This is a genomic window from Streptomyces sp. NPDC102274 (assembly GCF_044766385.1).
Taxonomy (GTDB): Bacteria; Actinomycetota; Actinomycetes; order Streptomycetales; family Streptomycetaceae; genus Streptomyces.
This window is the reverse complement of sequence record NZ_JBIWLW010000008.1, coordinates 286,890-308,018: the sequence shown is the minus strand read 5'-3', so window position 1 is coordinate 308,018 and position 21,129 is coordinate 286,890. Positions and strand designations below refer to the sequence as shown.

Annotated in this window: 18 protein-coding genes and 4 pseudogenes; 9 read left to right on the top strand and 13 right to left on the bottom strand. The window is 68.8% G+C overall.

Features of this window, described 5'->3' with window-relative positions; genetic code table 11:
- Positions 1–120: 120 nt before the first annotated feature.
- Positions 121–498, bottom strand: a pseudogene (locus ACIRQP_RS14400) (transposase); the annotation flags it as partial.
- 370 nt (positions 499–868) lie between these two features.
- On the opposite strand from ACIRQP_RS14400, the gene ACIRQP_RS14395 reads away from it, so the two are divergent.
- From ACIRQP_RS14395 to ACIRQP_RS14375, 5 genes and pseudogenes are all read left to right on the top strand, one after another.
- Positions 869–1,219 (top strand): hypothetical protein, encoded by a 351-nt coding sequence (locus ACIRQP_RS14395; protein ID WP_403888571.1) that lies wholly within the window; start codon positions 869–871, stop codon positions 1,217–1,219.
- A gap of 25 nt (positions 1,220–1,244) precedes the next feature.
- Complete coding sequence (locus ACIRQP_RS14390) at positions 1,245–1,778, top strand: DnaB-like helicase N-terminal domain-containing protein (RefSeq protein WP_403888629.1); 534 nt, start codon at positions 1,245–1,247, stop codon at positions 1,776–1,778.
- A 65-nt stretch (positions 1,779–1,843) separates the two neighbouring features.
- A complete protein-coding gene (locus ACIRQP_RS14385) occupies positions 1,844–2,149 on the top strand; it encodes a hypothetical protein (protein ID WP_403888568.1) in 306 nt (101 codons plus the stop codon).
- Positions 2,150–2,239: 90 nt separating this feature from the next.
- A pseudogene (locus ACIRQP_RS14380) lies at positions 2,240–2,758 on the top strand (hypothetical protein); the annotation flags it as partial.
- 122 nt (positions 2,759–2,880) lie between these two features.
- Complete coding sequence (locus tag ACIRQP_RS14375; RefSeq protein ID WP_403888566.1) at positions 2,881–3,237, top strand: DUF317 domain-containing protein; 357 nt, start codon at positions 2,881–2,883, stop codon at positions 3,235–3,237.
- A gap of 186 nt (positions 3,238–3,423) precedes the next feature.
- Here the strand turns inward: ACIRQP_RS14375 and ACIRQP_RS14370 are convergent, their stop codons facing one another.
- On the bottom strand, positions 3,424–3,558 hold the full coding sequence (locus ACIRQP_RS14370; protein WP_403888563.1) for a hypothetical protein: 135 nt from the start codon (positions 3,556–3,558) through the stop codon (positions 3,424–3,426).
- A gap of 378 nt (positions 3,559–3,936) precedes the next feature.
- On the opposite strand from ACIRQP_RS14370, the gene ACIRQP_RS14365 reads away from it, so the two are divergent.
- Positions 3,937–4,305 carry a VOC family protein gene (locus ACIRQP_RS14365; RefSeq protein WP_403888560.1) on the top strand — a complete coding sequence of 123 codons (369 nt, stop codon included), beginning with the start codon at positions 3,937–3,939 and terminating at the stop codon, positions 4,303–4,305.
- Here the strand turns inward: ACIRQP_RS14365 and ACIRQP_RS14360 are convergent.
- The 5 genes from ACIRQP_RS14360 to ACIRQP_RS14340 form a co-directional block, all read right to left on the bottom strand.
- Positions 4,280–5,203, bottom strand: a complete 924-nt coding sequence (locus ACIRQP_RS14360) for a transposase family protein (RefSeq protein WP_403888557.1) — start codon at positions 5,201–5,203, stop codon at positions 4,280–4,282. The two genes, ACIRQP_RS14365 and ACIRQP_RS14360, sit on opposite strands and share 26 nt — an antisense overlap.
- Positions 5,200–5,718: a hypothetical protein gene (locus tag ACIRQP_RS14355; protein WP_403888554.1), complete on the bottom strand. Its 519-nt coding sequence runs from the start codon at positions 5,716–5,718 to the stop codon at positions 5,200–5,202. Before ACIRQP_RS14355 ends, ACIRQP_RS14360 begins: the two co-directional genes overlap by 4 nt.
- Positions 5,719–5,863: 145 nt before the next feature.
- Complete coding sequence (locus ACIRQP_RS14350; protein WP_403888551.1) at positions 5,864–6,034, bottom strand: hypothetical protein; 171 nt, start codon at positions 6,032–6,034, stop codon at positions 5,864–5,866.
- Between the two features lie 379 nt (positions 6,035–6,413).
- On the bottom strand, positions 6,414–6,680 hold the full coding sequence (locus tag ACIRQP_RS14345) for a hypothetical protein (protein WP_403888548.1): 267 nt from the start codon (positions 6,678–6,680) through the stop codon (positions 6,414–6,416).
- Positions 6,681–7,360: 680 nt separating this feature from the next.
- Positions 7,361–7,975: an IS5 family transposase gene (locus ACIRQP_RS14340; protein ID WP_403888545.1), complete on the bottom strand. Its 615-nt coding sequence runs from the start codon at positions 7,973–7,975 to the stop codon at positions 7,361–7,363.
- Positions 7,976–8,483: 508 nt separating this feature from the next.
- Here ACIRQP_RS14340 and ACIRQP_RS14335 point away from each other — a divergent pair.
- Positions 8,484–13,178 carry a DUF6531 domain-containing protein gene (locus tag ACIRQP_RS14335; protein WP_403888542.1) on the top strand — a complete coding sequence of 1,565 codons (4,695 nt, stop codon included), beginning with the start codon at positions 8,484–8,486 and terminating at the stop codon, positions 13,176–13,178.
- A 9-nt stretch (positions 13,179–13,187) separates the two neighbouring features.
- Positions 13,188–14,198, top strand: a complete 1,011-nt coding sequence (locus ACIRQP_RS14330) for a hypothetical protein (RefSeq protein WP_403888539.1) — start codon at positions 13,188–13,190, stop codon at positions 14,196–14,198.
- 51 nt (positions 14,199–14,249) lie between these two features.
- Here ACIRQP_RS14330 and ACIRQP_RS14325 read toward each other — a convergent pair whose 3' ends face one another.
- From ACIRQP_RS14325 to ACIRQP_RS14305, 5 genes and pseudogenes are all read right to left on the bottom strand, one after another.
- Positions 14,250–14,426, bottom strand: a complete 177-nt coding sequence (locus ACIRQP_RS14325; protein WP_403888536.1) for a hypothetical protein — start codon at positions 14,424–14,426, stop codon at positions 14,250–14,252.
- 1,109 nt (positions 14,427–15,535) lie between these two features.
- A pseudogene (locus ACIRQP_RS14320) lies at positions 15,536–15,925 on the bottom strand (transposase); the annotation flags it as partial.
- Positions 15,926–15,965: 40 nt separating this feature from the next.
- Positions 15,966–16,373 (bottom strand): hypothetical protein, encoded by a 408-nt coding sequence (locus ACIRQP_RS14315; RefSeq protein ID WP_403888533.1) that lies wholly within the window; start codon positions 16,371–16,373, stop codon positions 15,966–15,968.
- A 201-nt stretch (positions 16,374–16,574) separates the two neighbouring features.
- Positions 16,575–16,931: pseudogene (locus tag ACIRQP_RS14310) on the bottom strand (Tn3 family transposase); the annotation flags it as partial.
- A gap of 241 nt (positions 16,932–17,172) precedes the next feature.
- A complete protein-coding gene (locus tag ACIRQP_RS14305; protein ID WP_403888531.1) occupies positions 17,173–18,138 on the bottom strand; it encodes a pirin family protein in 966 nt (321 codons plus the stop codon).
- A 115-nt stretch (positions 18,139–18,253) separates the two neighbouring features.
- Here ACIRQP_RS14305 and ACIRQP_RS14300 point away from each other — a divergent pair, with 115 nt between their 5' ends.
- Positions 18,254–18,598 (top strand): tetratricopeptide repeat protein, encoded by a 345-nt coding sequence (locus tag ACIRQP_RS14300; RefSeq protein WP_403888529.1) that lies wholly within the window; start codon positions 18,254–18,256, stop codon positions 18,596–18,598.
- Between the two features lie 87 nt (positions 18,599–18,685).
- Here the strand turns inward: ACIRQP_RS14300 and ACIRQP_RS14295 are convergent, their stop codons facing one another.
- The gene (locus ACIRQP_RS14295; protein WP_403888526.1) at positions 18,686–21,091 is read right to left on the bottom strand and encodes a phosphoketolase; all 2,406 of its coding nucleotides are present in this window, start codon (positions 21,089–21,091) and stop codon (positions 18,686–18,688) included.
- Between the last annotated feature and the right edge of the window lie 38 nt (positions 21,092–21,129).

Sequence of the window (21,129 nt, the reverse complement as noted above, 5' to 3'; positions counted from 1 at the left end):
ACGACACCGCGCAGTAGCCACGAGGTACGACAAACTCGCCGTCCGCTACGAAGCCACAGTGCTGATCGCAGCCATCAACGAATGGCTCTGACCAGGCTTTCACAACAGGCCCTAGTACCCCGACGACAGGCCGTGCAGGTAGAGGAGGGGCAGCACCTCGCTGATCTTCGGGGACTTGCGGCACCACGGCGGCATGATCGCGGAGGAGAACCGCTTGCGCTCGCCCGTCGCCTCGTCGACGCGCTTGTCGTTCACTCGCGGCGCCTTCACCTCGACTGCCCCGGCCGCGGTGGTGACCTTCCCGGGCTGGTGGTAACCGTTGCGGACGACGACGCGGCGCCCGTTCTCGTCACACCGATCAGCCAACTCTGCCAGGCAGGCGTTGACTTCAGCTTCCAACGCGGCGGCCAGCATCCGGCGGGCGCCCTCGCGGACGATCTCGTCAATCAGAGAGGAGCCGTTGGCGGTGAAGCCGTCGGCATTGACTGCGCTGAGCACGGGGTGTGCCTTCCCGACCCGCGCGGCTACACCGGCCTACTCGATACCAGTCGATCAGTCACTCGGAAGGTACGTCTCCCGAGCCCGATCCACAGGATCTGAGCATTGCTCGCAGCCCCCCGCCTGACCTCACAGCCGAGCCCGTCACCACCTCATCCTGAAATGATCAGTAGGGCACAAGGGCCCCCTTATCGGCTGTCGGTGAGAGAGGTGCCAATTGAGTAGGTTGCTGGATGCTTGCGAGACGACGGTCTCCCCGAGTTATCGCCTGTTTGGGCTGGTCGACACGACCATGGGGGCGGAAACGTTCGATGATGATACGGACAGATCGAAGTGGCTGCTCCCGGGGCCGGGCCTGGTGTATCTGCAGGTGCCCTCGGAGGTGGGCACGACGGCGATACGTCTGGAGTCGTGGACCACCGCACCGGCACTGCCGCCCGGTCAGTGGGCGGGGCATGAGGAGGTCGAGGCGGACCTTCCCGAGGGCGAGCTTGGTCTGCGGACCGTCGACGGCGGGCTCAGGGAGATTCCGCTGGTGTTGCCGTCGCCGGGCACGTACCGGATGCGGTGGCAGTGGGTGTTCAACCCGGACACGGGTCCTTTCACCTCTCCTCTGCAGGGTTGTTCCGACGTGCTGGCCACGCCCGCCGCCCATGAAGCCGCTCTGGGCGGGGCGGATCAGTTTTGTCTGGTGCAGATCTGGCGGACCGCCACCGCTTGAACCGCGTTGAAGGGACGAGGAACGTCTGCTCCTGGCCACCGCCACCGCCTGCCCGGACAAGCTCACGGCGATGCGGTGGCTGCGGCCGGATGACTTCGCACTGCCGCTGCACGGCCAGTTGTTCCGGTGCCTGACCGCGCTCGCGTACCGCGGTGATCCCGTGGACGCGGTGACCGTGCTCTGGCAGGCCCAGCACCAGGGGCTGCTGACCGCGGACTTCACACCGGCCGACCTGATGGCCCTGGTCTCCGCACCGACCGGTTCACCCGAGTACTGGGGCGAGCAGATCCTGCGGCGCGCCCTGCTCCACCAGGCCCGCACCGTCGCCCTGCGGATCCGCTCGTTCACCGACGACCCGGCCAACACCCCGCACCAGTTCATCACCGGCGGCTGCCGCGCCCTGGCCGACCTCACCGCCGTACGCAACCGCTGGCAGCACACCAGCACGCAGCCGCGTCCCCCGGCAACGTCCCGTGCTCCACGCACGCCGGCCGTCACCCGCGCCGGCCCGCCTCCCCGCGCCAGCGCGCCCTCCTCAACCTCCCACGTGACCCGATAACCCCTCCCCGCATCAGGTCCGGCCGGGCCCCGTGTCAGGCCGGACCGTGACATCGAGGCCCCACCTTGCCCCTCTCCGACATCGCCGCACACGTCCGCCTCGCGGCACACCCCGACCATTCCTCCGCTGTCATCGCCACGATCACCGGCTCCGACGCCTCCACCGCCCGCGCCGTGCTGAGCGTGCAGGGCTTCCGTCCGCTCGGCGAGCAGACCATGGTCCCGGCCCGCATCGACCACGAGGAGCACCACTACGCAGGCCAGGCCGCCCGCGCCCTGCGCGAGGGCGGCGCCACCGTCGACATCACGCCCGGCCTGCAGGAGGACACGACACCGAATGGACCTGGGCCGACTACCCGACGCACTGGCTGAACCGCGACGAGATCCGCGAGGTCTCCAACGAGGCCCAGAAGATCCACGACGACATCGTCTCGGGCCGCCTCACCATCCACCTGCACGCGCATGACGGATGGACCGTCGTCGCCGCCGGCACCTACCGCCACGGCCAAAGCATTCACCTCCACGGCGAGAACACCTGCGCCAAGTCGCCCTCGTCTACGACAACCCCCCACAAGCCATCGCGGCGTTCCACCAGTTCTACGGCGACGCCGACCGCAACGGACCGGCGCCCGCCACCGACACCGAACGAGCCACAGCACAGGCCCTGGCCCCCACGACCACAGCCCGGCCGACGCAGTCGCCGGCCACAGCGCAGCCCGAGACGGCCACGCGGCAGAGCGGCCCCACAATGCCGGGAACCCCGGCGATCACGAACACGAAGCCCTGCCGAACGAGTTCTTCGAAGCGCACGGCGAGTGGGAGAAATACCGGACCTGGAGCGACCACACCACCGTCGCCAGCCACGAATCCCTCACCCTGCGCGCCGAGTTCGTCCACGAAGCCCATCAAGGCGATGTCGCCTGGACCGTCGCCGGATACGAATCCCCTGTCGGCGTGCGGATCTGGCACGCCACCGCGTCCACCGCCACGCCCGTCGAGATCATCCGAACCCTCCTCGACAGCCTTGCCACCGAAGACGCCTGGGGGCACGGCAAGGCGACTCCGTTACGGAGAAGACGATCAACCAGGCAACGCGCCCGCTCATGGACGCCGGCTGGCCGCAGACCATCGACGGGCGCTGGATCCGATGGACAGCACCCCAGGGCGAATCCGCCAGCGTGCACTTCGACTCCTTCGCCGCCAACGCCCGGCCCGACACCCCCCTACCGACCTGGACCATATGGGGCGGCAACCATATCGACCGACCCGACTGGACCCTGCGCTTCTCCACACATGCCCCCGCCGAACTCCTGCAGGACCTCACCTTCGAACTCGCCCTCGGTCAGGGAGTCCAGCAGGTTCCGGCTCGCACTCTCCCGCGACCGGCGCGTCTGGCCGAGCAGGCCCCACCGTACGTTCCGCCCCCGCCGTGCCGACCCGACTCGCCACGGTCACGCTGAACCAACAACCAGCCTCGCCGTTTCGTCTGCGGTCGTGATCGGCCACGCCACGCGAGATGCCGTAAAAATCGGCCAGCATGCACGAGGCAGGACATGCAGCACCCTGGGCCAGAGGACGCGTCCCTTGGTGTTTATGCGACTGGGTGGCCCAGTTGACCCCTTTGAGTGCCACGCTTGGCCAGTCTCTCAGTCCCAGGTGAGCTCTTTGAGGCCCAGGTTTACGGCGCTGGTGTCCTCCGGATAGTCCGTGAGCCCCAGGATCCAGCGGGTGGTGACGTGCTCGAAGTGGCCTCGCCGGCGGTGGTAGGTACTGGCGGCCATCCGTAGGAAGCGGGCCGCGGCCGGGCTGTAGTCGCCGTCTGATGGCCGGTCGACTGGTTGGGGAGCCCGCCGGCTGCCGCATTGCTCCAGGCGGGGGCAGGCGGGGGTCGGCCAGCAGCCGGATCAGAGCAGCGTGCCACGCGGTGATCTGCTCGGCGCGCTCAAGAAGCGCGGCGTTGATGGCGTCGGCCTCGCCATTGAAGCTCTGCCATCTTGAAGTGGCTGGTCAGCAGGGTGGCGTGACCTTCGTTCGGGGTGCTCTTGCTGGTCGTGGGCGGCAGTCTGTGTTGTAGATCGTCCGGCGGGGTGGTTTTGCCGATGAGTTCACCGTCCTCGAGCGGTCTACCCAGCGACACGACCGTTCTCGGCAGGAGTGCTATGTCCACCATCCAGCCAGTGATCATCACTGCCGACCAGGACGTTCTGCTCGGCTTCTATACGAAATTGTTCGGCGCTGAGGAGATCTTCCGGGTGCCGGCAGAAGGCCCGGCCTTCTACCTCGGCTTGCGCATCGGCGACACCGATCTCGGGCTGGTGGCCAAGGCGGACCCGGGGACCGGGGCGGCACCGCGGATCCTGCTCAGCATCGGTGTCGACGACGTCGACGAGATGCTCGGCCGGGTGACGGCACTGGGCGGCTCGGTCCGCGGCGGCCCCAATGACATGCCGTGGGGACAGCGCGTCGCCCACATCCAGGACCCCGACGGCAACCCGGTGAACCTCACCCAGCCGATCCCGGCCCGGTGACGCTGTTCCGGGGTGCTTGTGCTGGTCGTGGGCTGCCTGCGGTAGAGATCAATCCTGTAGTGGCCTCGATGTTCGTCAGTACGAGCAGCGCGCGAAACAGGTGGGTGGCGCGGGCGGGGTCAGTACGCAGCTTGGTGAGGATCCGCCAGTTCTTCAGATGGGCGAAGCCGCGTTCGACGGGGACGCGTCCGGCGGCCAGGATGCGGTTGGCCTCCTTCTCGGCGGGTGCGAGCTTGCGGGCACGGGTGGCCTTGAAGCCGGTGACGACGACGGGGTCGTCCCCGTCGTCGTCACCGTCGTCGTCCAGGCCGAGGAAGCCCAGGTCGGCCAGGGCGCCGAGACCGGCAGCGCGCAGGTGGACCAGGATGCGGTCGCGGCGGGCGGCGGTGATGTCGTGGGTGCGTCCGGGCCGGGCGGCCGACATCCACACCAGACGGCCCCGCTCGTCGGTCATCGCGAGGACGTGCAGGCCGTGGCGCCGATGCTTGCCGGAGTAGTTCGGGCGGTTCGCCTCTCCGGTACGGCGCTGTGTGGGGATGAGGGTGCCGTCGATCAGGACGACCTCGCCGCCCCGCCGGGCGATCTTCTTCAGGGCGCGGTCCAGGCGAGGGGCCTTCGCGGCCAGCAGGTGGATCAGCTCGTCGCGCCAGCGCCGGATGGTGGTGGCGGAGATGTCGTTGCCGCCGGCCATGTCGGCCAGGCGCTGGTCGTGCCGCAGCACGGCCAAAACGATCACCGCGATCCTCCCGGGCGGCAGCGCCCGCCACCTGGACCGTATTGCTTTGAGATGGCGTCGCAGCAGGTCGGTGAGGTAGTGCAGGGTGTGCGTGGACAGCGGCAGGCGGCACTGGTAGACCAGGGACACGGTGTCTCCGGCGTGCTCTTTGGTTTTCGTCACACAATTCCAACAGCCGCCGGGGGCACCTTGGTTACGCCCCGATCGCCGTGCGGACCGGTCACGGGCGGGTGGTGAACTTCCCGTCGGGTCGTTTGTGCAGCCAGCCGCGGTCGGCCAGCTTCGTGAGCTTCCCGCCGCAGCGGCTCCAGCTTGCCCCTCACCCCGGTGTCCAAGCCCAGTACCTCGCCGATCTGCCGGGTGGAGACCGGGCCGGCGGCCTGCCGCACGGCGGTCAGGATGCGCTGGTACTCCGCCGGCAGTGCGGACTCAGCCACCCCCGGTCCACGGTCCGGGACCAGCCGCACCGCCCGTCCCGCCACCTGGACCACCGGCGACCCGGCCTCCGTGCGCTCGTCGGCGAGCTGCTCACTCATCCGCTGCCACACCCGCTCGGCCACGGCCAGCTCATCGCGCTCAGCTCGTACCTCCGACAGCTGCTTGACCAGCTGCTCTTCGAGTCCGTCCAGCTCCGCACGCCGCGCGGCGATCCGCTCCAACACCCCGGGATCCATCATGGGCCGGAGCGTAGGAGCGGCACCCGCGACGATGGACGGGAATCCGCAAACCCACCCCTGTCAGACGATCTACAACACAGACTGCCGCCCACGACCAGCGCGAGCACCCCGAAACGAGGTCACGCCACCCCGCTGACCAGCCACTTCAAGATGGCGCAGCTTCAATGAAGAGCTCCTTCAACTCGGTGTGCCGCAGACAGTTGGGGACGGAGACATAGAACTCCAGGATCGCCTTACGCTCCTTCTCGGTGAGGAACGGAGCGCGGTACTCGCACAAGTCCAGCGTCCTCGCCAAGTCCACTGGCAGGGGTGGCAACACAGCAGGGTTCCTCTCCGGGGAAACGGCGGCGGAATGTCGGAATGCCGAACCCGCCGCAGGTCGGTCCATGTGGCCAACTGTGGTGTTCAAAAGTGGCCAAGTGAAGCGCACAGTGGCCAACTGGGACACTCAGTCGTGAAGTCGGCCCGGGGCGCGGTTCCGGTCTTTCGACCGACCCGTTTCCCCGGGCTGACTTCACCACACAGTCACACTCCACCCGCTCTCCGCGCGTCCGCTCGGCCTGCACCAGCAGGGCCTTCACCATGGCGAGCGCCACCGGCGAGACCCGCGAAGGCCGAGGCGGTGAAGGCACTGGACGAGAACGCGTCGCGAGAGTGGTTGTGGCACCTCGCGTGCCACAACCGCGGGCCAAGTGTCAGGACCAGCGGATTGAACTAGCCTTGTCGTCAAGGATGCCGAGGTCGGTGCGGTTTCCGGCGTAGGCGATCGAACCGCCGGCCCAGCCGCGGTGTTCGAAGAGGCTGAGCCAGCAGTTCCTGTAAGCGCGGTACGAACCGATCTCGTCGTTCCACCCCGGCTGGATCAGTTCCACCCAGTAGTCGGGCTGATCCGTCGGACCGCTGCAGTCGAAATCACCCTGATAGATCAGGGAGTCGCCGCCGTAGTCCGCGTTTTTGTACATGATGCTAATCGGGGCCAAGACAGCCGTTCCTGTGCTTCCTCCAGTAACTCCCTTTGTGCTGCCGCTTGTCGCTGTGGGCGAATCCAGTTGCGCCACGAGACGCGGGTCCGCCACGGCCGCGCGTGAGTTGTTCGGAGCGTCGGTGATACGGCCGTCAGTGGCCTTGGCCATGGCGTCAGTAAAGCTGTCGTAGCAGCTTCTCGCACCAGTCGTCACGTTGACCACGCAGTGCCGAGTTTTCTCTGCCGCTTGGGTCGGCTGCGCCGTGAGTGCGAGCCCTATTCCAGCGATGACTGCGGTTATCGCAGTTCTTCGGTTACGCATTCTGGGACCTCTCGATCAGTCGGTCCCGCCTGGCCAGGGGGCTCGGCGGTTCTAGCTGGAGAGTGCGAGTGTGTCCGAAGAGGCAGAGTGCGAGCGCGCCTCCTCGACCTGGCTGTAGCACGATGCTTTCCGCTCGCGATCAGATTCGGTAATGCTGCTGGGCGTTCGGTCGGCAGCATTACCCAGGCGTCGTTTCTGTGCGCCCCACGCGGGCAGCGATAAAACTATCGTTGAGGCCGCGTCATGTCATGAGTAGCGCGGTACTCAGTTCCAGACGGGTATCCGCTGCTGGGCCCGGATCCACCGGTTTGATTGTGGTGTGATCGTTTCGGGGTCGTGCAGGTTATGAGGATGTCTCATGTGGTGTGCTTCGCGAGCCTCTTGTAGCAGGTCAGGGCTGCGGCGAGGCCGAGGAAGGCAAGGAAGCGGCTGCCTTTTCGTTCGTACCGGACGGTGAGTCGGCGGTAGCCGAAGAGCCAGGAGATCGACCGCTCGATCTTCCAGCGGTGCCGACCGAGCCGCTCGACGGACTCAATACCAGGACGGGCGATCCGCGCGATGAGGTTCCGGCTGCGGAGCCAGCGGAGGTGCTCCGCGGAGTAGTACGCCTTGTCCACCCGGACCTTCACCGGCATCCTCCGACGTGGTCCGCGCCGGGACCGGACGGCGGGAATGCCGAGAATCAACGGCTTGAACGCCTGGCTGTCGTGCAGGTTCGCACCAGACACCGCGACGGCCAGCGGCAGCCCCTGGGCTTCGGACAGCACGTGCAGTCTGCTGCCCTTCTTGCCGCGATCGACCGGATTCGGCCCGGTCAGCGAGCCCCCCTTTTCGCCCGCACCGAGGCGGCGTCGACGGTCGTTGCGGCCCCGTGGGACCGGGCATGACCCGCGCCGTGTGCTGACCGACCTCCCGGTGATGCTCGCCGAGGCGGCGAGGCCATCTCCGACCTGTTCGTGCTGCGTGACCATAGCGCGGTGTTCGGCATGGTGGCCTCCACGCCCACAGCCTGGCGCCTGCTCGCCCGGACCGACGACGCACTGCTCGCCCTGCTGCGCCCGGCCCGCGCTCAAGCCCGTGAGGTGGCCTGGTTGCAGGCCGCTGAGCGGGGTGGGGGCATATCGGCGGTCCGGACCGGCGGACGCGAGGTGCCCGGTCAGGTGCTGGAACTCAACGCCAGACTGGTCGCCTGCCACTCGGAGAAGGAGGATGCCGCGCCGACACTGAGCGGAACGCGGTCCGCGCTTATGCACGCCGGGAGTGGATCGTCTCCCAGGAGAGGTGAGCCGGCATGTGAAGCTCAGTGTTTTTCGATCTTGTCCAGATCGTGCGGGGGCAGGTGAAAGGCTGGTGAGGATGACGGATTTCTGACTGGGGTGAGCCGAGCGGATCATGGCAGCGTAGACCTGGTCGGTGGTGAGTGAGAGCAGTTCGGGGGGCTGACCGGTGGGGTACACGATTCCTGAGGGTGTCGACACGATGCTGGACGTCGTGGGTGTGGGGTGGCCGAATGTCGACGAGGACGCGTATCGCGACATGGCGGATGCGCTGCGGGAGTTCGCGGAGGACGCGGACGACGACGGGCACACGGCGCATGGGCACATCCAGCGGTTGTTGTCGACGGGGCGGAGTGAGTCGCTGACGGCGCTGGACGCGCACTGGAAGAAGGTCGAGGGGAAGAACAAGGACCTGGCGGGTGCGGCGCGTCTCATCGCGGGTGCGTTGGACCGGGTGGCGGACATCATCGTCGCCCGGAAGATCGCCGCTGTCGCGGAACTCGCGGACCTGTGTGCGACGGTGGGGATCACGCTCGCTTTCGCGCCGGTCACGGCCGGGCTGTCGACGCTGATCGCGGGGGCGAAGATCGTGGCCACCCGTATCGCGTTCAAGAGGATCCTCAAGGAGATGGCGGAGGCGGCGGTCTCGGAGATCACCGCGATCCTCATGCAGCCGGTGGTGGCCGCGTTGGAGAGCATCGTGACGGATCTGGTGATCCAGACCGCGATGAACGTGACCGGTCAGCAGGACGGTGTCAACGTCGACCAGGCTGTCCAGGCCGGCAAGGACGGCCTCCAGCTGAACTCGGCCGGTGGCGGTAGCGGTTCGGGCGGTGGCCTGGGCATCGACCACGACGCCCACGGCAACACCGGGACCAAACTCGCGAGCGTGCAGGTGTCGATGAACACCCGTGCCGCGGCCAAGATAGGCAGGGCCAAGGGCCATCACGGCCGGGCCAAGGGCAAGGACTCCCTCACCGCCGTCCTCGACTCCACCATCGAAGGCGTCGTCGAGAAGCTGGCCAAGGGCCACGACCACATGGGCAAGCACGTCGGGAAGGAGCTGCCCGACGCCATCGGCCTCAGTTCCAAGACCCACAGGAACACCGACGTGGACGTCGACGACCGCATCAAGAGGGTCACCAGCAGCGGTCGCGGGGACGACGGCGACCTGGGCGGCAGGCGCGGCGACTCCGGCGGCCCCGCCCGCAAGCACCCCGACAGCACCCGCACGAAGCCGGCCTCCCTTGACGGAGCGACGAAGGATCCCCGCGGCAACGCGGTCTCGCTGGAGAAGACGGTCTGCAAGAACGACCCCGTCGATGTCGCGACCGGCAAGATGCTGCTTCCTCAGACGGACCTCGCTCTTCCTGGGGTGCTGCCCCTGGTCCTGCGGCGCACGCATGTGTCGACCTACCGCTACGGCCGCTGGTTCGGGCGTAGTTGGGCCTCCACGCTCGACGAGCGAATCGAACTCGACGCCCGTGGCCACGGCGCGCTGTGGGCCCGCGAGGACGGTTCCCTGCTCATCTACCCGCGCCTGCCCCGGGCGGACGGCGAGCAGGTCCTGCCGCTGGAGGGAGACCGGCTGCCGCTGGTCCACGGCGGTGTGTCCGGGGACAACACCTCCTACGAAATCCACGATCCGCACAGCGGTCAGATGCGGGTCTTCACCGGCAGCCCGTACCGCGCCTCCACCGCCTACTGGCTGTCGGAGGTGGAGGACCGCAACGGCAACCACATCTCCTTCTGGCGCCGCCCCGATGGAGCACCGACGGCCGTGACCCACTCCGGCGGTTACGCCGTGCAGATCTCGGCCGACGTCTCGCGGGTGACCGGCCTCGCCGTCCGTGGCCCGCAGGGGCCGGTCACGGTCGTGGCCTACGGCTACGACACCCCGGGCGACCTCACCGTCCTGACCGGCCCCGAGGGCCCGGACGGTCCGGCCATGCGGTTCACGTACGACGACAGCGGCCGGGTCACGTCCTGGACTGACCGCAACGACACCACCTTCCGCTACGAGTACGACGGTGAGGGGCGTGTCTCGCGCACCATCGGCCCGACCGGGATCCTCTCGTCCCAATTCGCCTACGACGACTCCGCCGAGCACGGGTACCGCACCACCCGCTACACCGACTCGACGGGCGCCACCAGTGTCTTCCTTCTCAACCACCTCCTCCAGGTCGTCGCCGAGACCGACCCCCTGGGCAACACGGTCAGCCAGGTCTGGGACCGCTACGACCGGCTCCTGAGCCGCACCGACAGCCAGGACCGCACCGTCACCTTCACCTGGGACGAGGACGGCAACCCCACTTCCGTACGCGAACCGGACGGTCCCCTCGCCACCACGCAGTACGACGAGCGGAGTCTGCCGACCGTCGTGACCGCCGCCGACGGAAGCGTGTGGCACCGCACCTATGACGACCGCGGCAACAACATCACCCTGACCACCCCGGACGGGTCCACCACCTGCTACGCCTACGACCCGAACGGCGCGCTCGCCGCGGTCACCGACCCTCAGGGCATCCGGCAGACCTACCGCTCCGACGACGCCGGTATGGTCCTGGCCCACACCGACGCACATGGCAGGACCACCACCCTGGTCCGCGACGCGTTCGGCCGGCCCGTTTCCCTCACGGACACCGACGGCGCCGCCACCAAGTGCACGTGGAGCGTTGAGGGACATCTCACCTCACACACCCGTCCCGACGGCGCCACTCAGCGGTGGGCCTACGACGGGGAGGGCAACTGCCTCACCGAGACCGACGCCAACGGCGGTATCACCCGCTACGAATACACCCACTTCGACCAGCCGGCCTCCCGCACCACCCCCGACGGAGCCCGCTACGAGTTCCACTACGACACCGAACTGCGCCTGGCCGAGGTGCACAACGCCTCCGGACTCACCTGGAGCTACGCCTACGACACCGTCGGGCGCCTGGTCTCCGAGACCGACTTCGACGGCCGCACCCTGCACTACGCCTACGACCCCTCGGGCCGCGCGCGCTCCCGCACCAACCCGCTGGGCCAGACCGTCACCACCCACCTGGACGACGCCGGTCGCGTCACGGCCCGCGATGTCGACGGCGCCGTCACCACCTACACCTACGACCGCGCCGGGCGCCTCGCCGAGGCCCACTCCGCCGACTCCACCCTGACGCTGGAGTGGGACGCCATGGGCCGCACCGTCGCCGAGACCGTCGACCGCCGCACCAGCCGGTACAGCTACGATGCCCTCTCCCGCCGGACCCGCCGGGTCACTCCCAGCGGGGCCACCACCCGCCTCACCCATAACGAGGCAGGCAACCGCACGCACATAGCCCTCGATGGCCACGGCATCGCCTTCGCCCACGACGCCGCCGGCCGCGAGGTGGCCCGGTCCTTCGGCAGCCCCGAGCAGCCCGTGGTCCTAGGCACCGCCTACGACACCGCGGGCCGGGTCCGGGAGCACCGCCTCACCGCCCAGGACCGGACCCTCAGCTCCCGCCTCTACGCCTACCGCGCCGACGACCGGCTCGAGGCCGTCACCGACGGAGTGACCGGCAACCGCAGGCATTACGAACTCGACCCGGCGGGAAGGCCCCTGCGCGTCGAGGCCCACGGCTGGACCGAGACCTATGCCTACGACAGCGAGGGCAACCAGACCTCCGCCCACTGGCCCGACAAGGCCCCGCACCCCGAGTCCCGCGGCCCGCGCGCGTACAGCGACAACCGGCTGACATCGGCCGGAGCCCTCCACTACACGTACGATGCAGCCGGCCGCATTGTCGAACGGCGCAAGAAGCGGCTCTCCCGCAAGCCGGACGTCTGGCGCTACGAGTGGGACGCGGCTGACCGGCTGACCGCCTGCACCACACCCGACGGCACCCGGTGGACCTACCGCTACGACCCGCTCGGCCGCCGCACCGCCAAGCGGCAGCACGCCCCCGACGGAGCCGTCGTCGCCCAGACCTTCTTCAGCTGGGACGGCAGCTGCCTGGCGGAACAGACCGACTCCGCCACCGGTACCACCCTGACCTGGGAGTATGACGGCCACCGCCCCATCGCCCAGGCCGAGCACCGCACGACGCAGGACCCCGGCGGCGACCAGGAGTCCATCGACTCCCGATTCTTCGCGATCGTCACCGACCTCGTCGGCACACCCACCGAACTCGTCGACCACACAGGCGCCACCGCCTGGCACAGCCGCGCAACCCAGTGGGGCGCCACCGCCTGGAACCGGGACTCCACCGCCTACACCCCACTGCGTTTCCCCGGCCAGTACGCCGACCCCGAAACCGGTCTGCACTACAACTTCTTCCGCCACTACGACCCCGAGGCCGGCCGCTACGTCAGCCCCGACCCCCTCGGCCTGGCCCCCGCCCCGAACCCCGCCGGCTACGTCACCAACCCCGCCACAGAGGCCGACCCTCTCGGCCTGGCGCCCTGTATGCAGAGCCTGGAAGACATGGCCCACAAAATCTCCCAGGTCCTGCCCAACAAGCGGCAACGGGAGGGGCAGACTGTCGCGATCATCGCCACCCGCCACAAGGGCAGGGACGTCCTCGTCGTCGCCGGAACCAGCAAGAGTAAGCTGACCCCCGCTCAGCGGAAGCTGGCTGAGGAAATGGGCCTCTACCCGCTCCCGAACGACCAGTACCTCCCACCGACACCGCCCAAGGTCCCAGGCGGGCATGCGGAGCAGAACATCCTCCACTACCTCAGCAGCCTGTACGGCAAGGGCTCGGATGACTGGCTGCCCACCCATGGCGCGGCCATGCGCAGCGTCTGCCCCGATTTCTGCGCCCCCATCATCCGCATCGAGGGCATGCTCGCGGGGCCGACGTATGGTGACGACAAACCCACCCACCGGCGGCAGTTCTACTGGCCCAGCCGCTACACCCCGGACACGGACTAGGACAAGCACGTGAACTACCCCCGCGTACCCGCACGACTGCTCACCCGTGAGTTCCTGCCCGGTATCACCGACGCGCTGGAGAACACCGACGGCTGGCTGCTGCGCGACGGCGCACACTGGCTCGTGACCCGACACGAGGGCACGATCGCTGTCGGCAGGATCGGCACCGATCCGTCCCAGGTACTCGCCGACCGCACCACGTGGACCAACCCAGCTCCAAACGACCCCAGCCAGTACTGCTCGCCACTGCCAGACGGCGCCCTGGCCATCAGCAGCCGGGAGGCCGTCACCATCTACGAGACCGGCGGAACCATCCGGTGGGAGCACCGCCACCGGGACTGGCAGCATTCGCCCGAGGCCGCCGGCGCATGCACGGCCGACCCGGCCGGCCAGGTACTTCTGGCGACCATGGCCGGACCCCTCGGACCCGACGGGCTCTCCGCGGGCGACATCTGCCGAGCCCTCGAGCTGGCCACCGGCGAAGTGCTCGCCGAGCACGTCCTGCCGTCCTTCTCAGCGACGTACGCCTTCCAGCAGTTCCCGGACGCACGCCCCCAGGTCCTGCTCACCGCCTCCATGGGCCAGGACGGCACCCACTGCCTCCTGGTCACCTACACGGCCGACGGGCTCGACGTCCGGGCGGCGGGCACCGCCGAGGAACCCCACGTCGGCCTCGGCACGGACGGAGTGCTGGTCAGCCAGGACGTCGGCGGCGGATACCTCTGCCGCACGCGGGACGGCGCCGACGACGTCATCATCGAGGCCGGCGACGCACTGTCCGAGGACTGGGTCTTCGTCGGCTACACCCCTGGCTTCGTCGACGACAAGCGGATCCTGGTCGTGGCAGCCGAGGAACAGTGGGCGGAGCAGGGCACGCACCTCCTCCTCGACGCACGCACGCTCAGGCCCATCGCCGAACTCGACTACCCGCAGGCCCCGGGGGCCCGGGCTGTACCCCTGGGCGACGGCACATGGCTCACCCACGACCAAGAGACAGTCCAGCGCTGGACCACCGCCTGACCCAGACCCCCAACCCGAAGCTACGGCGGACCCGATACTCTCCGCCAGGTGTCAGCGGGTCCACAGCGGGCGGCGAGCCGGAGACTGCCCCGACGAGGTCAGGGGCCTGGCGGTGGGCGGAGTCCGGTGACGCAGCGACAGCAGCACCTCGCCGCCTTCGCGCTTCAGGTCCGTACGTTCACCCAATGGACCCGCACGACGGCCGCTGCCGTAGTGATGGGCAGCCATGAACGCACCATACGTACTTCGTATCACTGTCGGCCCGCACGATCACAATGCTGGCGCCTACCCGGACCACTCGCCTAACCTCCGCACCCCAGCACACCGCCGAACTCCGGGTGCCCTTGCCCAGGATGAACGTGCGGCATATCAGCGACAGGAGCGCGTCCTCCGCCGGCCGCGTGACCATCACCTCCGCCTCCGACAACGGTGACGACGGTCCCTTCGACTCAGCCGTCTACCACGCCGGCCGGATCCTGACCGATGTCCACGGCCGCCCACGGGCGGTCCTGCGCGCCCAGCCGGTCCAGGTGACCGTGTTCACCAGCCACAAAATCGAAGGACTGGCCTACGCATCCACCGCGCGAGGCGTCCTGGGCACAGACGATGACCAGGCGTCCACAGCGACGCCCCATACTCCCCGGACATTCAGATCCCGGGTCACCAAGTCGCGCCGGGGAGCACAGTCGTCACCCGGTCACCGTAGTGGGCCCGCCTCTCCGACCGCGAGGAATTGGCGCACGGTCACTGCTCCCGGGATCGGGCCTGGTGGCAGCGCCGGGGTTGGCACATAGGGTGCCCGGGTGATTGAGGTAGCAGAATTGTTCGCACGGAGCACTGTCGAGCGGTGAGGCAGCGCCCGGAAGTGCGTGGATCGCCGAACTGCCCAGGGTAGTGGACGAGTTGCTGGAGCGTTGGGGATGCGTGCCGGACGGCGCGGCGAAGCACTGGGGTGTAGGGCTCATCGTCCCCGGTGCGACAGCGGAGCGAGCGCCGTGCTGAAGGTGCCGTTTCCGCATCCCGGCAACGTCCACAAGCCAGAAGCACCCGCCGGAGTCATGGAACCCCGACGCCCACCCGACGGGACTGTGAGGATGAGCGGGTGCTGCCTCGGGCGGTGGTCTGACCCGCGACGCGACTGGCCGCAGTGCCTTGCGTCTGATCTGTCGACCACCGTCCGAGGCGGTGCTTGCTGCCCGCCGGGGCAATTGTCAAGAGTTGTGGATTGACTGAGATGCTGATGCGTTCCTGCGTTCCAGCAGCGTGACCGTGACTCCGGGCGCGACCTGGCGCTCGCCGACACGTATGAATCCGCGCCGACGATAGAGCGCGACCGCGTCCTTGCCGGTTGTCGTCGCGGGCACCCCGGCGGCGGCGTGCAGGCTCTGGCTGTCGAGGATCACCAGGCTCGGGTCCTCGCTCCGTCCGGCCCGCTCGCGGACCTGGCAGCGCAGGAGCTCGTGGATCGTTTCGGAGGTGCCGTCGTCGCGCCAGGTGTAGAAGCAGTACTTGACCGCGCCCATCGGGGGCAGGTCGGCGGGCAGGTAGGACAACTGGCAGCCGATCCGGCCCTGGTAGAGGATCGCGTTGACGATCTCGCGCATCGGGTAACGGCCTTGGTGGCCGCTCACCGAGGGGTGGATCGCCTTCCACGCCGTGATCACGGGCTCGATCAGCGCACACCGCTCGTCCGTCAAGTCGCTCGGGTAGCCCTTTCGCCCACTCACCCCGCCAGCCCAACACGGCCCAACGCGCGGTACAGCAGCTTTACACACAAGCCCACACGATCGAGCGTTCCACCATGCCGATTCCGGCGCGCTGCGCGCCGGTGGCCAGCTGCACGTGACCCCGCGGCGGCCCCTCGGCCGGGTGCTGGCCCCTAGTGTCATGCGTGGGTTGAAAGCACCGGTCACCCCTGACCTCGAGCTCGACGACGATGAGGACCTCACCCAGCACGGCGGCATCGGCCGGTCCTTCTGGACCCCCGGCCACACCCCCGGCTCGGCGAGCGTCCAGCTGCCCACCGGCACCGTCCTGGCCGGGGACGCCTTCGGTGAGGCCATTTTCCCGCGGCACGGCGCCGAACGTCCGCTGTTCGCCGATGACCTGGACACCGCCCGACGAAGTCAGCTCGCCATCATCGACGCCGCCTGCGGCGACGTACGCGTCGCGCACTACGGGCGCCTGCAGGAACACTCACTGGCCAAACTGGCTCAGCGCCTGCGGGGCGCGGACACACGGCAAGCATGGGCCGCACCCATCCGACCAGACCTCGCCTGCCGGCAGTGGTACCGGCGTCCAAGCGGTGAGCACCCACTTGTCACCGGACCATCGGCCTATCAACCGAGCCCCCATCCGCTGCTGGCCCAGGCAGACCAGATGCGGCAGCATCGCCAGGCGCTCCCGCTCCGAGGCCCGCCGCGCCGGGCTGATCAGCCGGTTCGCCATCAACACCGCGAACAGGTCCAGCGCGTCATCGACCGCCTGCGCCTCCAGCTGACGCACCACTGCCGTCAGCAACGCGGTCCGCCGCGGATCGGGCGCCCGCTCGATCGTCTGCGCCTTGCTCAGCTGCCCGTACCGGGCCAGCGTGGACAGCCGGTTCACCGGCACCCGCGACAGGTTCACCCGCCCCAGCGCGAACGCGGAGATCTCCTCCACCCACTCCATGGCCCGCACCATCGCGGTGCCCGTCGACTTCGTCGGCGGCGTCCGCAGCCGCTCCAGCTCTGACTGGGCCTCCATCGTCGAGGCGGCTACGGAAGAATGGAACAACGCCCCTGACAGTCTCACCGCCGGGGTGCAGCATTAGGTCAGCATTGACGTGACTAGAGCCGACCACAGATGACTAGAGTCCGTAACCCAGCATGCCGTCAAGGAGGCCCTCGAACGGCCCCTCGGTTTGGTGAGCCACGACTGTCAGCAGAGCGCGGCACAAGGACAGCCCAACTCAACGCAGTGTAATAACGAAAGGTCAGCGCACCCGGCCGCGTGGTTTGAGGGCCACCGGCGGGAGTTCGGGGGCAGGCAGCCGGTCGCCGTCGTAGCCGTACACCTCGCCGAAGCGGGAGCCCTCCATCCAGCCCCTCCGCGCCTCCTCGATCTCCTCGTGCGAACGCCCGATGAAGTTCCACCACATGACGATCTCCTCCTCGAAGGGCTCACCGCCGAGGAGCATCAGACTTGCGTCGGACTCGGCGCGCAGGGGGAGTTCCGTGCGGCCGCAGCCGAGGTAGAGCATGGAGCCGGGCAGTACGGGTACGCCGTCGACCTCGGCCTCGCCGGACATGGCCAGTACGGCGTACTCGAAGTCGGGGTCGAGTGGCAGCCGGGTCTCCGCGCCGCGGGCGAGGGACAGGTCGGCGCCGACGAGGGGGCTGTAGGTGGTGCCGGGCGAGATGGCACCGTCCAGGGCGCCGAGGATGACGGTGGCGCTCAGGCCCGGGGCGGTGACGACCGGCAGGTCGGCGTGGTGCTGGAAGTGCGGGCTGACCTCGCGGTGGGCGTCCGGGAGCGCCACCCAGAGCTGGGCGCCGTGCAGGAAGCGCGCGTGCGAGCGCGGGCTCTCCTCGGAGTGGGAGATCGCCCGACCGGAGGTCATCAGGCCCAGTTCGCGCGGGCGTACCGTCTGGAGGCTGCCCAGGCTGTCGCGGTGCAGCACCTCGCCGTCATGCAGCCAGCTGACGGTCTGGAGGCCCATGTGCGGGTGGGGCGGCACCTGCATGCCGGGCTCGTCGGCGATGTCGTCGGGCCCGTAATGATCGACGAAGGCCCAGGCGCCCACCATGCGGCGGCCCAGGTTGGGCAGCAGTCTGCGGACCTCCGTGGACTCCCCCAGCTGGACCCGGCGGGGGCTCAGCAACTCACGAACCGGTTCGGCGACGACAAAGCCGCGACCGCCACAGACGTTGACGGATGCCTGACGATCAAGATTGCTCATGGCGGACAACCTATTCCTGTGGTGCCCGGTCGGGCAGTACCCACACGAAATCGATAGTGGAATGTTCAACCATCCTACGGTGTTCACCGTGCACGAAGACGATAAAGGAGGGCACGTGGAGACCACGTACTACGAGTACGGAACGGCCGCCGAGCGCTGGGACCGCGCGCAGCTGTTCTTCGACGCCAAGGAGTACGTCACGGCCGCCCGTATCCTCACCGGGCTGGTGGACGAGGCCCCGGACCAGGTCGCCCCGCGGCTGCTGCTGGCGCGCGCCTACTACCACTCGGCGCGGCTGGCGAAGGCCGAGGCCGAGCTGCGCGCCGTCCTGGAGCGCGACCCGGTGGAGCACTACGCCCGGCTGATGCTGGGCCGCACGCTGGAGCGGCAGGGCAGGGCCGAGGAGGCCGCGCCGCAGCTGCGCATGGCCGCCGCGCTGACCGGCGAGTTCACGCCGTAGCCGTAGCCGGCGTGCTCGCAGCGTCGCGCGCTCACGCGGTACGGGCCCGGCTCCGCCATCCGGCGGGGCCGGGCCCCCCGGGCCGACCTAGCCCGTCCAGGTCCAGTCGGCGACCTCGGGCAGGTCCATGCCGTGCTCGCGGATCCAGGTGTGATGGCGGGTGCGTACATCCGCCATCGTCTGGCGTACGGCGACCGCCCGTACCCCCAGCCCCGGCACCCGGTCGATCACATCCATGACCAGGCGGTACCGGTCGAGGTCATTACGGACGACCATGTCGAACGGGGTCGTGGTCGTCCCCTGCTCCTTGTAGCCGCGGACATGGAGGTTCTCATGCCCCCGGCGACGGTAGGTGAGCCGGTGGATCAGCCAGGGATAGCCGTGGTACGCGAAGATCACCGGCTTGTCGGTGGTGAACAGGGCCTCGTACTCGGAGTCCGTCATCCCGTGGGGGTGTTCGTCATGGGGCAGCAGCCGCGCCATGTCGACAACGTTGATCACGCGCACGACCAGCTCGGGCAGATACCGCCGCAGCAGGTCGGCGGCGGCCAGTGTCTCCTGGGTGGGTACATCCCCCGCGCAGGCCAGGACGGCGTCCGGCTCGCGGTATCTCGTCTTGGAGGCGCTCTCCGTACCGGCCCACTGCCAGACCCCCACACCCCGGGCACAGTGGGCGCGGGCCTCGTCCAGCGTGAGCCAGTCGAAGCTCGGCTGCTTGCCGGCGACGATCACATTGACGTAGTCGCGGCTGCGCAGCACATGGTCGGCCACGGAGAGCAGGGTGTTGGCGTCCGGCGGCAGATAGACGCGTACGACCTCGGGGCTCTTGTTCAGGATGAGGTCGACGAAGCCGGGGTCCTGGTGTGAGAAGCCGTTGTGGTCCTGGCGCCAGACGTGTGACGTCAGCAGGTAGTTGAGGGAGGCGATGGGGCGGCGCCAGTGCAGCCGCCGCGAGGTTCTCAGCCATTTGATGTGCTGGTTGACCATGGAGTCGACGATATGGATGAACGCCTCGTAGCTGGAGAAGAGACCGTGCCGGCCGGTGAGGAGATAGCCCTCCAGCCATCCCTGGCACAGATGCTCGGAGAGCACTTCCATCACGCGGCCGTCGGGCGCGAGATGCTCGTCCGTGTCGAGGGTCGCGGCCTGCCATGCCTTGTCCGTTGCCTCGTAGAGCGCGTCCAGCCGGTTGGACGCCGTCTCGTCGGCGCCGAAGACCCGGAAGTCGCGCCGCCCCGAGGTGGCTTCCATGACGGATTCCAGCAACGAACCGAGCACCCGGGTGGGTTCGTGCAGAACCGTGCCGGGTTTGTCCACGCGTACCGCGTGCCGCTCCAGCCGCGGGACCGGCAGATCCCGCAGCAGCAGACCGCCGTTGGCGTGCGGATTGGCGCCCAGCCTGCGCGTTCCCGCCGGTACGCAGTCGAGTACGGAGGGATGGGGCGTGCCCGTCGCGTCGAACAGTTCCTCGGGACGGTAGGAGCGCAGCCACGCCTGGAGCATGCGCAGATGGTCGGGGTTGTCCCGTACGCCGCTCAGCGGGACCTGATGCGCGCGCCAGGTCCCCTCGACGGGCAGTCCGTCGACTTCACGGGGGCCGGTCCAGCCCTTGGGCGTACGCAGCACGATCATGGGCCAGTACGGCCGGTCGGTGGTCCTGCCCTCGCGGGCGTCCCGCTGGATCTGGGCGATGCGGTCCAGGGCGCGGTCCATGGTCGCGGCCAGGGCGCGGTGGACGGCCAGGGGCTCGTCGCCGGTGACATGGAGGGGCTCATGGCCGTAGCCGCGCAGCAGGGAGTCGAGTTCGCCCTCCGGCACCCGGGCGAGCACCGTCGGGTTGGCGATCTTGTACCCGTTGAGATGCAGGACCGGCAGCACCGCGCCGTCGTGCACCGGGTCGAGGAACTTGTTCGAGTGCCAGGACGCGGCGAGCGGCCCCGTCTCCGCCTCGCCGTCACCGATCACACAGGCGACCAGCAGCTCGGGGTTGTCCAGCGCGGCTCCATAGGCGTGCGCGAGGGAGTAGCCGAGTTCGCCGCCCTCGTGGATCGAGCCCGGTGTCTCGGGGGCGACATGGCTGGGGACTCCGCCGGGGAAGGAGAACTGCCGGAAGAGCCGCTCCATGCCCGCCCGGTCCCGGCCGACATCCGGATAGGTCTCCGAGTATGTGCCGTCCAGCCAGGAGTTGGCGAGTACGGCGGGGCCGCCGTGGCCCGGCCCCCAGACGCACAGCGCGTCGAGATCCCGGGCCTTGATCACGCGGTTCAGATGGGTATGCACCAGGTTCAGACCGGGTGAGGTCCCCCAGTGGCCGAGCAGGCGGGGATTGATGTGCTCCGGCGCCAGCGGCTCCTGGAGCAGCGGGTTGGCCATCAGATAGATCTGGCCGACGGCCAGATAGTTGGCGGCACGCCAGTGGGCGTCGAGGGCGGCGAGCTCTTTCTCCGTGAGCCCGGTCGACGCCGCCGCGGTGGTCGTGGTCGCCTTACGCATACCCGTCTCCCTGCTGGCTCTAAGACAGGCCCCCGGGC

Bases quoted from the DNA above. Each gene is read 5' to 3' on its own strand.
- ACIRQP_RS14365 (WP_403888560.1), top strand. From the start codon at position 3,937: ATGTCCACCATCCAGCCAGTGATCATCACTGCCGACCAGGACGTTCTG.
- ACIRQP_RS14295 (WP_403888526.1), bottom strand. From the start codon at position 21,091: ATGCGTAAGGCGACCACGACCACCGCGGCGGCGTCGACCGGGCTCACG.
- ACIRQP_RS14355 (WP_403888554.1), bottom strand. From the start codon at position 5,718: ATGATGGATCCCGGGGTGTTGGAGCGGATCGCCGCGCGGCGTGCGGAG.
- ACIRQP_RS14370 (WP_403888563.1), bottom strand. From the start codon at position 3,558: ATGGCCGCCAGTACCTACCACCGCCGGCGAGGCCACTTCGAGCACGTC.
- ACIRQP_RS14345 (WP_403888548.1), bottom strand. From the start codon at position 6,680: ATGTACAAAAACGCGGACTACGGCGGCGACTCCCTGATCTATCAGGGT.
- ACIRQP_RS14375 (WP_403888566.1), top strand. From the start codon at position 2,881: ATGGACGCCGGCTGGCCGCAGACCATCGACGGGCGCTGGATCCGATGG.
- ACIRQP_RS14325 (WP_403888536.1), bottom strand. From the start codon at position 14,426: ATGGCTGCCCATCACTACGGCAGCGGCCGTCGTGCGGGTCCATTGGGT.
- ACIRQP_RS14335 (WP_403888542.1), top strand. From the start codon at position 8,484: ATGCTGGACGTCGTGGGTGTGGGGTGGCCGAATGTCGACGAGGACGCG.
- ACIRQP_RS14305 (WP_403888531.1), bottom strand. From the start codon at position 18,138: ATGAGCAATCTTGATCGTCAGGCATCCGTCAACGTCTGTGGCGGTCGC.
- ACIRQP_RS14340 (WP_403888545.1), bottom strand. From the start codon at position 7,975: ATGGTCACGCAGCACGAACAGGTCGGAGATGGCCTCGCCGCCTCGGCG.